The sequence below is a fragment of the Bacillus sp. NPDC060175 genome, assembly GCF_042728695.1.
Classification (GTDB): domain Bacteria; phylum Bacillota; class Bacilli; order Bacillales; family Bacillaceae_G; genus Bacillus_A.
In genome coordinates this window covers 1-13,717 of the sequence record NZ_JBHWYR010000101.1, presented here as the reverse complement: position 1 = coordinate 13,717, position 13,717 = coordinate 1, and the positions used below count along the sequence as shown (strand labels likewise).

Here is a 13,717-nt window from a genome sequence, read left to right as displayed (position 1 = left end):
TATATATATATATATATATGTCTGTGTTTTCACTTACTGTTGTTTCCTTCTTGAATTTGTACTAATAGTTGTAAAAACTTCCCTTGAGTCGGCGATACATCATGTGCTGGCAAATTAGCTACAGCGTTTGCTTGAAGAACTTCTTCTAATATAGAATCTTTCGGTATTAATACATCACTCATATATTGATCAACAGCCGTCCATTTCTCAATCGTATTCATGAAAATACCATCCCCTTCAATTTTTTAATACTTTTCTACCATTCACATTTGATTATACCGAAAATTCAGTTTCAAATACAAAAAATAAAGAAGGGACACCCACTCCATTACAGAATAGATATCCCTCTTTTTTATAAATTTATCCCTTACGGATTAGTAGACCAAAGTCCAGCAGATTTAATAAATGTACGTTTATTTAACTTCAGCTGCGCTACGATAAACTCTGCAATATCTTCTGCTTGCATAACTTTATCCGGATTTCCATCAGTTAATCCTAAATCTACAGCCATATCAGTTGCTACTGTACTTGGAGTTAAAGCCGTTACACGAATGTTATGTTTACGAACTTCCATTGCTAACGATTCTGTTAAACCAAGAACACCAAATTTAGAAGCACTATATGCACTTGTTACAGGTGCACCTTTTTGTCCTGCTGTAGATGAAATATTAATGATATCACCAGATTGTTGTTCAATCATGCTTGGTAAAGCGGCACGAGTTGCATAGTATACACCCATTAAGTTTACTTGAATGATTTTTTCCCAATCAGCAACGTCTAATTCTAAAAACTTACCGAACTTAGAAATACCAGCGTTATTAATTAAAATATCGATAGATCCTAAACCAGTTTTTAACGTTTCAATTGCAGTAGTTACCTCTTCATACGAAGATACATCAGCAGTCGCAATAACAGCTTTTACGCCTTCTGCTTCCACTTCTTTCGCTACAGCTTTTAAGTTTTCTTCTGAACGAGCTAAAAGACCTACATTTACGCCTTCTTTCGCTAATGCGATCGCTACAGCACGACCAATACCTCTACCTGCTCCTGTAATTAAAGCATTTTTACCTTGTAATAATTCTGCCAAGTATAACACTCCTTAATCTTCTCAGTTGTTTATTATATTAAAAGTGTATCTATGTTTATGTAAAAAGGCAATGATGCACTTTCATGTGCGTAGGTTACTTGTAGGTAACTATAGTAATGGTAAATGCATATTTAAAGAAAAACTAAAGTAATAAATCAATAACTAATCTTCTCTTCATAAAAAACAATAAGATAATTATGAATACCTCTCCTTTCAACATAAAAAAGTCCTCTCTAAGTCTCATTCTTTTCTCCACATTACCAGAAGTTTTTGAATTACTACTTAAAGGGGATAGTCTCAAACAACGTTGTTTTATAAACTACAAAATATTATAGGATTTAATCAACTTTTTTAAATTCTTTAGATTCACTTTTGGAATTTCCGGTAAACCGCGAAATAATATAAACAAATGGGGGATATTTAACACCGCTAAATTTTGAGGGAGTAAGTATACTGCCTAGCTAGGATTCGGTAACAATATAAATTATGTAGATAAATGATTTTCTACTAAATTTATTCACTACATTATAGTTGGTTTCGAGTTTCTCTTGAATTACTTTTGCCACCTTCACAGCATATTCTTCAAGTACATTCTTATCATGAGCATATGAAGATGCCGCACAAGCTCATAGTGCTGTTCCTATTCTTCGTCACTAAATTCAAAGCTCTTCTCGAATGGAAGTGAACTGTTACCATCAACAGAATCTATTTCCCTAATTTCACCAAACTGTAATTCTTTTTACCTTTACGAATAATGATAAACCTTCCATCGAATGAGTTTCCAACTGTAACATCTGTATTTACATCCGTTACCTTTTCACCATTCATATAAATAGCTCCATTATTAATGTCTTCCCTTGCTTGACGTCTAGAAGGTTCAATCCCTAGGTCAACTAACCACTCAACAATATTTTTTGTTTCGTTTGAAGCGTGGAAAGTTGGCATATCTTTAAATCCTTGTTCAATTTCATCTGCAGTTAATGATTGAATATCCCCACTAAATAACGCTTCTGTAATTTTTAATGCTTGCGAAAGCGCATGCTCACCATGAACAAATTTCGTCATTTCTTCTGCTAATACTTTTTGTGCTTCACGTTTATGAGGTTCTGTTTGAACCTTGACCGCTAATTCATCAATTCTATCTTTCGTTAAGAAAGTGAAGAATTTTAAATATTTAATTACATCGCGATCATCTGTATTCACCCAGAACTGATAGAATTCAAATGGTGTTGTTTTTTCTGAATCTAACCAAATCGCCCCACCTGCTGTTTTGCCAAACTTTGTGCCGTCTGCTTTTAGCATTAAGGGGATTGTTAATCCAAATGCTTTTACCTCTCCCCCTTCTAATTTACGTATTAAATCTAACCCACTTGTTATATTGCCTCATTGGTCACTACCACCAATTTGTAGTTGTACTCCTTCGTATTTGTATAAATGATGGAAGTCCATAGCTTGTAGAATTTGATATGAAAATTCTGTAAAAGAAATCCCGCTCCCTAATCGACTTGCTACAATATCTTTTGCTAACATCGTATTCACACTAAAATTCTTACCGTAATCACGTAAAAATTCAATAATATTTACCTGATGTGTCCAGTCATAGTTATTTACCATCTTCACTTTACTATTACCACCAAAATCAAATAGCTTTTTCATTTGTGTCGTCAATGCCTCAACATTATGCTGTACTTGTTCTAACGTCTGTAATTGACGTTCTGTTTGACGTCCACTTGGATCACCAATTGTCCCAGTAGCTCCTCCAATTAAAATTACTGGATGATGCCCTTCTAATTGGAAACGTTTCATCATCATAAATGGGATTAAATGTCCAATATGCATACTATCGCCCGTTGGATCTACCCCACAGTACAGGGAAATTTTTTTCTCTTCTACTAACTCACGTAACCCTTCTGCATCTGTTTGTTGATTGATAGCATTACGCCATTCTAATTCGTCAATGATGTTCATGCTTTTCTAACCCCTTTCATTTTTAAGAATTCGCTTTTTAGTGTGTCTGAAAACAAAGGTCCCTATGTCTAAAAAATACATAAGGACCATTCTTAATCGTATTGCCGCCCAGATTGTACCATTAATATTACTCTCAGCAACTGTATCTATAACTACTGCGCTGCACTTCTTCAACGTTTATCGTATACTACACCTTAAACAGATTCATCATTATTTTTATTTTTCACATTGTAAATTATTTCAAGTTTTTCTCGAATTGCGCTTTCAATCTTATTAGCGTATTCATCGAATACATCTTTATCATGAGCGTACGGAGATAATGCACAAGCTCGTAGTACTGTTACTTTTCTTTCCTTATCCCATTCTTCTTTACTAAATCCAAGACTTTTCACAAATGGAAGTGGGCTATTTCCATAATCAGGGATAGCAAAGTCTGTATGAGAAGTAAGAAATTCATTGTAGTATATATTTCCTTTTACATAAGAAGATTGACCAAAAAAATCATGATTTAATTTGTTCATTTTTGCTAAACTTGTGTTTCCTTCTTCATTAAATACATAGTCAACCATATTAAAATCAGGCTTTGTTAATGGATAAACATGAATAGTTTTATCTCCAACTTTAAATTGTTTATCCTGTAAAAAATGATAAAAATGGTAAGCTCCTTCAATACTTGCACCTAGTAATTTACCATAACCAGTCACGTTTAATGGTAATACTTTATGGGCTGTCCAAACTGAGGCTGCAGTTGCCCCTGCTTTAGAACCTTCAAGCATATATGCACCAAGTAATGCAGGAATATCAGCTCCCTTTTCAAACACATATGTTGCGAAGTAAGAAATTACATCACGCATTCTAATATCTTTTACAACAATCCCACCCGCAGAGTATGGTATATACCCCATTTTATGCGGATCAATTGTAACGGTTTCAGCCTGGTCTATTGCCTTGAAAGAATTGTAAATATCTTCTGTCAACCATTCATTTTCCGAATTGAAAATACCATATTTTACATATGTTTCATCGATTTTGTTATAGTCAATAAATTCATTGTTTTCATCTAAGAAAATCGCTCGAGCATACCCACCATAAGCAGCATCTATATGAATGTAAAAATAAATACCCTCTTGCGCTAATTTTTCACGCAACGCAACAATCTTATCAATACGATCTACTTGTCCTTCTTCCGTTGTACCAATAACAGCTACCACACCAAGAATAGGTATTTTTTCTGCAGCTAATTCTCGGATTTTTTCTTCAAGTTTATCAATGTCCATGCGATAGTTATGATCAACATCAATTGTTTCCACATTATCAAGGCCTATACCAATAATATCCGCTGATTTTAGCCAAGAATAGTGTTTAGTTTGTGGAATCAACCATTTGCCCAGCTCTTGTAGATGTTGACCATTACGCGCAGAATGTGCTTTAATTTCATCAATTTTTCCAGGTATTCTTTCTAAAAGATCTAAAATTTCTTCTGTAGACATATTTAATAATTCCCATTCTGATTTATCTTCTACAAATTGAGGAGCTACTTCTTTAATAGCTAAAGGAAGGGATTTCATGTTTCTTGCATACCAAAGGCCTTCTAGATTAGCAATAGAACCATCCGCACAAATATGCCCCCAACTCTCACCTTTTTTATAACTCATAAGAGCAGCAAATTCATGCCCTACTTCTTCTTCCATTTGAGAAGTGCCTGGAGAAGATTCATATGCCACGTTATTCCCATTCCATAACATTGCAGCTGTATATGCAATAATAGCCGGCATTAATGTTTCTGAATTCATATGTCCCCAAAACCGCCCTGCCGAATGCCATGGTAATGAATTGGTACGAAGTTTTGAAGATAACACATCCATTACACTGCGGATATGGTCAGCAGTTTCTACGAATTTTTTCGAGCTTTTATCTTGCGGAGTAATAATTGGTAGGTCTTGTGGTTGGTAATTTTGACGCCAACCTACATGTTCATCTACCATTTTAATTAACAGCTCTTTAAATAAATCGGCATTTTCACCTTTATCACCTAAGAATAATGCTTTTAAATTAATATCCGGTATTTTATAGTTCATTTTTCATTTCCTCCAAATTATCACAAATATTCCCTAAGTAACCTCGATACAAAATACGTTATTATTTTTTGGTTTTTTCTGCACAAAAAATTCACACATAAATTAATATCTGCCATCAAAAACGGGATATAAAACACTGTTAATCAAATAAGCCAACTCATTTGATAACAAAACTTAAGGAATACGTACCAAATATTTATTTGTTCTTTAGCTTGATTTCCTTATATCCTCAGGTGAGCTATTATCTTTCTTCCACTCTGGTTTTTTAAATTTGTTGATGATAAGTGCTATACCAATCATTGCTAATGTAACGACCACTTGATAAATAACATATCCAGTATATTGACTTGGCTTTAAAATAGATGGCGGAATAATACTTACAATAATCGTAAAAACAATACTTATCATTGAAAGAATAGAGACCGTCCATATTAATCCATTCCCTTTACTCCCTAATCTGAATGGTCTATTAACGTCTGGCATCTTATAACGCAAGCGAACAGCTGAAATAGCAATTAAAGAGTACACAATACAATACAAAATTGTTGTTGTAATTGTTATTATTAAGAATGCACTGTTTACATCTGGAACTACTATATATAAGATAGATACTAATGAAATTACAATTGCTTGAATCATCACAAAAGTGATTGGAATATCTTTCTCTGTTCTCTTTTGAAAAAACTTCGGCAAATTCCCTTCATCTGCCACTTTAATCATAGATTTACTTGGTCCAAGTACCCATGCACTTAGCTGAACTAAAACCCCAATTAAAATCATTAAAGAAATAATGTTAACAAAGATAGATGGAATCCCTAGATTTTTAGTGAAAATCATATATGGCTGTGTTATATTCGCAAGCTCCAATTTACCTTTTGGTACCGCATTTGAAACAGTTAACCCAGCAATGATATTAAAAATTGCTAATAAAATTACTGAAGTGATAACAGCAATTGGATAGTTACGTTTTGGATTATCAATATTATTTGCATGTACAGACGAAATTTCTACTCCTGCAAAAATAAAGATAATTCCTGATAAATAAGTTAAACTTCCTAAGTCCTTAAAATTAGGAATAAGATCCCTTGGCTTAAATCCGCCTAAATAACTATTCGATTGAATCCCGTTTTTTATCATATAAATGACACCTAGAACAACAAGAATGACAAACGGAATGTACACACCAATAACAGCACCCCAGTTACCCGCAACTTTTACCATATCAAACTTAAGGTTTAATAAAGTCACACTCCAGTATGAAATTAAAATTATGGCAAAAATAAAATAGTTGTTTGAAGATAGTTCTGGCTTATTAATAACGTAACCCGATAGAATACCAACAGTTGACGCAACCATTACCATCCCAAAAAACATTTGAACCCATAATAACCATGAGGTGACAAATCCCCATTTCTCACCTAATGCATTTTCCACCCAAACTTGAGGTCCACCTTCTTCAGGGAAAGCCGTAGAAAGCTCAGCTGACATTAACGCGATAGGTAGAGCAAATGCAAACGCAGCTATCAACATATAGAAGATTTGGGTCCAACCAGTAATTGAAAGAGTCGGCACACTTCGTACCGTTCCAAAAAAGGCCATTGTAATACCAATTAACCCAAAAAGTGTCAATTTTTTCATATTGGAAAAAAATCCCTTTCTTCTCCATATTTAAACTAATTCATAAAAAATATTAGATGTACCCTTTTTAAAATAGGCATATCAATTAATACTTATGTAAGAAAAGGATTTGGCAAATTTTAATAACTAGGTAAATTTCTTTAATAGGTGTCTTTTCATAAAGGCATATACAGCCTGATAATCTCGTTTTTACGAAGTTGAATATCCAATGTGTACCCTTCTTTGTTCCTCCACCATATTTCAAATGCGCCAATTACTCCTCATCAAGAAAAAACGAGAATTAAGCGAATAGAAATAACTTAGCAACCCACATTAGCAACAAAACATCAAGAAAAGGCATTCCAAATATGGAACGCCTTCTTTTATTTTATAAAATCATCAACTTAAACCTATTTTTCAAATGTACTCTTTAACAATCTGAAATATTCTAATTAACATAACCCATTAGTAGTCAGTAGTCAATAATGAATAAAAATTTAGTTATGGGAGGATTTTGATTCTTTAGGTTGATGGGCATGCGGAAACTTCCCTAACACTGTTTTTCTTTATAATAAGGAATACGTACAATAAATTCCGCACCATTTCCTTCCGTGCTCTTAACTTTAATTTCCCCTTGATGAAGATCTACTACTTTTTTTACAATCGCCAATCCCAATCCGCTACCTCCATGAGCGCGATTCCGTGAAGAATCTGCTTTGTAAAAACGTTCAAAAACATGCTGCTTCTGTTCCTCTGATATACCAATTCCATTATCATGAATACGTACTTCCACTAATTCCTCATGTTCTTTTAACTGAATTGTAATCGTACCACTACTCGGAGTAAATTTAATACTATTATGAATTAAATTAATCCACACTTGACTCATACTTTCTTGGTCAGCAGTAATATGCACTTTTTCTAAATCAAGATCTAACTCAATTTCTTTTTCAGCCCAGAGTGGTTCACTATTTAACACAATTTGCTTTAACTGTTGATCTAATCGATAAGTAACTCTTTCTGGTACATACTCTTCCGATTCCAAAAGGGTTAGCTTCAATAAATTTTGGCTTAATTTAGATAATCTCGTTGATTCGGTTTCAATAATGGTAAGGTAGTGCTTTCTTTTTTCGTCTGAAAGATTATCCTCTTGTAGCGCTCTAGCAAAACCTTTTATAGAAGTTAAAGGTGACTGTATTTCATGAGAAACATTCGATACAAATTCTTGCCTCATTTTCTCCATTGCATTAAGCTCTTCTGTCATATCATTTATACTTTTTACGAGTACACCAATTTCTCCATCATACTTTTCTTCATTTCGTATTTTTACGGAGAAGTCTCCTTTTGCAATTTTTTGTATCGGTTCAATAATAGTCCAAATCATCGCCTCTCGTTTTGGTCTCATTAATATTCCGATCAATGTCCAAATAAGAACAATAAATACAAAGCCGACCATGTCACTAATTAGAAAAGTAACAAAAGGCGATACGTTTATTTCAAGAGCTTTCAATACACTAGATGATACAAAAAATGCGATAGACCAGATTATAGTGAGAAAAGAAAAGAGTGCTATTACCGCTCCAATTACTTTCAACATCTTCAACTTACTCATTCGTTCTCTTCTTCTCATTTACTTACCTCTAAGCGATACCCTAAGCCCCTTATCGTCTTTATACTAAACTTTGATCGCTCTTCTTGAAACTTTTCACGTAACCGATTTATATGAACGTCTAATGTACGTTCATTCCCTTCAAAATCATATCCCCATACGTCTTCAATTAATTGCTCTCTTGAACACGTTCTTCCAGCTTTAGACCCTAATGTAAAGAGCAACTCGAATTCTTTTAACGGCAACGTGACCGCTTGTTCTCCGGCGTTAACTTCAAATGTTTTACGATTTAACAGTACATTCCCAACTTGAATAGATTGCGATACTGTAATTTGGTAACGTTTCAATAATGCCTTCACTCTCACAACTAATTCTAAAGGATCAAATGGTTTCACAAGATAATCATCTGTTCCGAGGTGAAACCCTTTTATCTTTTGAGATGTTTCTCCTTTAGCAGTTAGCATCAAAATCGGAATATCATAGTATTTTTTTAATTCAAAGCACAAATCAAACCCATCCATATTTGGCATCATAATATCAAGAATCGCCATATCGACTTTCACTTCTTCTATTTTTCGAAGAGCATCTAATCCATCAACGGCCTCATATGTTTGAAAACCTTCTCGTTCCAAAAATACAGAAACAAGTTCTCTAATATGCGGATCATCATCTACAATTAAAATTTGGGGTATCAAGGAATCATATCCTTTCTGCTTAACATACTTTTTAGCACTCTAAAATCAACAATCAGTGAAGTTTCCTCTCACTGATTGTTTTCATTCTATAAGGCACCTTCTTTAATTTTCAACTGCTGCATTGCAAATTCACGGTACATGTCATGTGTCCGTAACAACTCATCATGCGAGCCACTTCCTGTAAGATTCCCTTTTTCAATAAAGATAATTTTATCTGCATCGACAACAGTAGAAAGTCTATGCGCAATAACTAAAGTTGTTCTACCTTTCATTAAGTTATTTAACGCCTTCTGAACAACCGATTCCGATTTACTATCAAGACTTGAAGTCGCTTCATCTAACATCAGGATTTGCGGATTTCGTAGTAACGCTCGAGCAATCGCAATTCTTTGTCTTTGCCCTCCAGAAAGCTTCACACCACGCTCTCCAACTTCTGTTGCGTATCCACTTGGTAAATCATGAATAAACGCATCAACATACGCCATTGCTGCTACTTTTTCAATCTCTTCGTCAGTCACTTCGCCCTCAACACCATAGCAAATATTATCACGGATCGTTCCATCAATTAACGGACTATCTTGTGAAACGTAACCAATTTGACGTCGCCATGACTGTAATGAATAGGCTGTAATTGGTTCTTTCCCTAATTTTATGAAACCACTAGTCGGCTCATAAAAACGTTCTAACAGCGAGAATAAAGTTGTTTTCCCGCTACCACTTGGTCCTACAATCGCTGTTACTTTTCCAGATTCAATCGTGAAGTCGATATTTTTCAATATTTTCTCTTCTTCGTTATACTCAAAATGTACATTTTCAATAACGATCGGCTGCTTCGCATTTGTAACATTCATACCTGTTTCATGATCTTCTACCTCATATTCTAAAATCGTATTAATTCTTTCGGTTGCACCAATTGCTTTTTGGAACTGAGTAAAGAACATAGATAACTGACTCATCGGCATAATAATTTGAACTAAATACAAAATAAATGCTACAAGTTCACCTGTTGTTAATGCACCACTCGAAACTCGCATCCCGCCATACCCTACGATAATAACAAGTAATGCCATTAAAACAAACGACATAACTGGTGAAATTAATGCTTGTACTTTTCCTTCTTTCAAACCAAATTGCAATAATTTTTGGATACCTGTATTCCCTGTTTCATATTCTCTTTTTTCCGTATTTGAAGATTTCACTAAACGAATTTCTGATAACACTTGTGTTAACACACTTGTAAACGAAGCTGTTTCATCTTGAAGCGCTTTTGAAATCTTATACATTTTCCGTCCCAGTGGAACTAAAATTAGTACCGATAACGGAATAACCGTTAAAAGTAAAATTGTCATTTTCCAGTCTAAAACAAATAATACAATTAATGACCCAATAATTGAGATACCGCCTGTTAATAAGTTTGACAAATGCTCAGAAATTAATGTTTTAACAACACCTGTATCATTTGTCATACGACTAATTGTATCTCCCGTTCTATTTTGATCATAATAAGACACTGGTAAAATAAGTACCTTTTTCCATAATCGTTCCCTAAGTCCAGCCACAATTTTTTGTCCAATATAATTCAGTAAATAAATAGACAACCCTGCAGCAATTGTTTGAATAATAAAGAATGCAATTAATCCAATAATTTGTCCCGTACTAATTGAGGAAAGTGAAAAATTATCAACTAAGCCTTTTGTCAGCATTGGAATAAACAAACTCGCTCCAGTAGAAAGTAAGCTCATTAGTAATGCAAAAATAAGAATGCCTTTCGGTGGATTTGTATCTTGAATAAGACGTAAAAACTGCCTCCAATTCCCTTTTTTCTTTTCTGTCTTCCTAACTTCCATTGTCGTCCATCTCCTCGTTATAAACAAAACTATTATCTCTAAAACTAGAATACGCTATAAATGTAAACTGAATGTAAACACACTTTTTCTATTTTTACAAAATATACATATAAACTCATCTTTACAACAAGTGTAAACATCTGATATTATTACCTGGTACTTATTATTATTCTATGTGAATTATAGATAACTAATTTAAAATACTATATAAATCTCCAGTTATTGAAAGGAGTATCCTTTTTGCAAACAAATACACATTCCGAAAAGGAAACAATCATTTTTATTCATGGATTAGTTGGAAATCGCCGCGCCTTCAAAAAAGAGCATAAACGATTTTCTGCATCCTACAACATTATAACTTATGATTTATTAGGTCACGGCGACGATAAAGGAGAACCTATCGACTTTTCAATACAGCGCCTCGTAGATCAATTATTGAACTTGTATGAAAAAGAGGGAATTAAAAAGGCTCATATTTGTGCTCTAAGCTATGGCTGTTATATCTCTACGACATTTGCACAAATGCATCCAGAAAAAGTATTGAGCATTTGTCATATTGGTGGACATTATAATAACCCTTCCCGTTTATATAATGTTTTTCAGAATTTTTGGGAAAAACGTGGTGATGAATATTCATCTTGGCTTTCTCAGTATGCTAGTACTATTTTTCCAAGTGGAATACTAAGGGCAAATCCGTTCGCTGTTATTTCACGAAATATCTATTACCGTTTCGGATTACAATTACACTCGTCCATTATTGCTGAGTCATTACGACACCGCTTAGAATTCGACTTGAAATCTAAATTAAAAGCACTTCATCACCCTATATTATGGGTGATGGGAGAACATGATCATCTCTATAAATCGTGTCTCTTTGATTTGAAGTCCATTCTTCCGAACGTTTTATATAAAGAAATTCCATTAGCAGGTCATGCAGCAAACTTATTCCGTCCAAACTATTTTCATGATTTATATGCTAAATTTTTACATGGGAAATTAAAATAAATGCTTCTATATTTGTAATCTATCCAAATATGAAAAAGGCTTCCCAAGTTTCCCTGGAAAGCCTTTTCTCTATACGAAAAGTATAAAAAATACTTTTTCTTAGTATGCTTTTGTGTAACCTGTTAGGTGTTTAGCCCAGTAAGAGTTATTAATTGAACTAATTCTTACACCAACACTTTCATTTTCTGCACTAATGAACTGACCGTTTCCTAAGTAAACACCCATGTGAGAAAGACCTGGTTTATAAGTGTCAGAGAAGTATACTAAATCACCTGGTTGTGGATTGCTAGTTTTTGTTTTAGAGCTCCAGTATCCAGCAACTGTTTGACGAGCGCCTGAATGACCAGTTTGATTTAATACGTAGTGAATGAATCCACTGCAGTCGAAACCAGCAGTAGTTTGACCACCAAATACATATTTTGAACCATTTAAAGATCTAGCGAATCCAGCGATTGAAGATGTATCTCCACCTGTTGGCGCTGTTGGTTTTTGTACTTGGTTAGTACCTTGGTTACCACCAGTAACTACATTGTTCACTCCGCCTTTTACAAACTTAACAAAGTCTGCACTTACGTAGCCTGTACGGCCGTTATGGTTAATTTTGTACCAACCGTTTTCAGCGCCAGTAACGTTTAATACTGTACCGTTCGTTACCCCACCAATTACAGCGTTATATGTAGCTGGGCCTGTACGTACTTTTAAAGCACCCGTGTTAACAACATATGAACCACCAGTTTGAACTGTAGTAGTATTGTTGTTGTTTGTAGTTGGTTGCTGTGTTTCGTTAGATACAGCTGAACCACCTTTTGTTACGAAGTCTTTACTTACGTATCCAGTTCCACCATTGAAGTTAATTTTAAACCAATCTTGAACTTCACCTACAACTTGAACTGTTTTCCCTTTATTTACAGAACCTAAAACAGTATGAGATGCACTTGGGCCTGTACGTACGTTTAGTGAAGAAACGTTTACTGTGTAAGTACCTGTTCCTTGTTGAACAGTAGTTCCTTTATTGCCACCAGTTGTTACGAAGTCCCCACTTACATAACCTGTTTGACCATTTACACTAACTTTGAACCAACCGTTTTCTTGTCCAATTACTTGAAGTACTTGACCTGCTTTTACTTTAGAAATAACGTTATGTCCTGTACCAGCACCTGAACGTACATTTAATACATCAGCTGTTACCGTGTATTTTAATTCAGAAGTTGTTTCTACCTTTTTTGTTTCAGTTACAGTCGTTTGAGTTTGAGTTTGAGTTTGAGTTTGTCCATTAATTTCTTTTAGCGCATCATTTGAAACTTGTGCATGAGCAGAATCCATTCCTGGAACTGCTACGCCTACTACAGATGCTGCTGCTAAACCTGCGATTACTTTTTTCATAAGTTGTCTTTACTTCCTTTCCCTACTATCCTCTTGAGAAAACTATAAACTTAGTACTTTACAATATTATCAAAGCAAAATATTCATCCAGTTCCATTTTTTAGCAAGAGTTTTATTTTTCACACATCGTTTATTTTAAACGATTGAAGTGAATTTAGTGTGAACTTCATGTGAACTTTATCATTAAACAGTGTGTTTTTGCAACGATTTTTTCAAATTCCTTATGTATTACATCAAAACTTAAAATTTCATACGTTATTTCAATATAGATTTTACACTTTCTATCTAATATGAAAATTCCATTAATCTAATACATAAACACAATATATTTTTCTAGAAAGTTCTTTTTCATGAGGCACACTCTTATCATGCCCCGACTTCCGCCGCGTGCTCTGGACCGGGGAGCGCACCCAGCTGGTCATCATGAC

8 protein-coding genes and 2 pseudogenes are annotated in these 13,717 nt (G+C 34.3%); 1 reads left to right on the top strand and 9 read right to left on the bottom strand.

Features of this window, described 5'->3' with window-relative positions; translation table 11 throughout:
- Positions 1–38 precede the first annotated feature (38 nt).
- The 8 genes and pseudogenes from ACFWDE_RS27515 to ACFWDE_RS27480 form a co-directional block, all read right to left on the bottom strand.
- A pseudogene (locus tag ACFWDE_RS27515) lies at positions 39–221 on the bottom strand (hypothetical protein); the annotation flags it as partial.
- Between the two features lie 146 nt (positions 222–367).
- Entirely contained in the window at positions 368–1,087 is a 720-nt protein-coding gene (locus ACFWDE_RS27510; protein WP_000818988.1) for a 3-ketoacyl-ACP reductase, read from the bottom strand.
- A gap of 705 nt (positions 1,088–1,792) precedes the next feature.
- Positions 1,793–3,055, bottom strand: a pseudogene (tyrS, locus tag ACFWDE_RS27505) (tyrosine--tRNA ligase).
- A 194-nt stretch (positions 3,056–3,249) separates the two neighbouring features.
- Positions 3,250–5,133, bottom strand: coding sequence for a tyrosine decarboxylase (tdc, locus tag ACFWDE_RS27500; RefSeq protein ID WP_377896011.1), 1,884 nt, complete (start codon positions 5,131–5,133; stop codon positions 3,250–3,252).
- Positions 5,134–5,340: 207 nt separating this feature from the next.
- Complete coding sequence (gene tyrP, locus ACFWDE_RS27495; RefSeq protein ID WP_377896010.1) at positions 5,341–6,771, bottom strand: tyrosine-tyramine antiporter; 1,431 nt, start codon at positions 6,769–6,771, stop codon at positions 5,341–5,343.
- Positions 6,772–7,300: 529 nt separating this feature from the next.
- Positions 7,301–8,380, bottom strand: a complete 1,080-nt coding sequence (gene hitS, locus ACFWDE_RS27490) for an envelope stress sensor histidine kinase HitS (protein ID WP_377896009.1) — start codon at positions 8,378–8,380, stop codon at positions 7,301–7,303.
- Positions 8,377–9,054: an envelope stress response regulator transcription factor HitR gene (gene hitR, locus ACFWDE_RS27485; RefSeq protein WP_377896008.1), complete on the bottom strand. Its 678-nt coding sequence runs from the start codon at positions 9,052–9,054 to the stop codon at positions 8,377–8,379. Before hitR ends, hitS begins: the two co-directional genes overlap by 4 nt.
- 86 nt (positions 9,055–9,140) lie before the next feature.
- Positions 9,141–10,901 (bottom strand): ABC transporter ATP-binding protein, encoded by a 1,761-nt coding sequence (locus ACFWDE_RS27480; RefSeq protein WP_377896007.1) that lies wholly within the window; start codon positions 10,899–10,901, stop codon positions 9,141–9,143.
- A 240-nt stretch (positions 10,902–11,141) separates the two neighbouring features.
- On the opposite strand from ACFWDE_RS27480, the gene ACFWDE_RS27475 reads away from it, so the two are divergent.
- Entirely contained in the window at positions 11,142–11,906 is a 765-nt protein-coding gene (locus ACFWDE_RS27475; protein ID WP_377896006.1) for an alpha/beta fold hydrolase, read from the top strand.
- 99 nt (positions 11,907–12,005) lie between these two features.
- On the opposite strand, the gene entFM is transcribed toward ACFWDE_RS27475, so the two are convergent.
- Entirely contained in the window at positions 12,006–13,289 is a 1,284-nt protein-coding gene (gene entFM / locus ACFWDE_RS27470; RefSeq protein WP_377896005.1) for an enterotoxin EntFM, read from the bottom strand.
- Between the last annotated feature and the right edge of the window lie 428 nt (positions 13,290–13,717).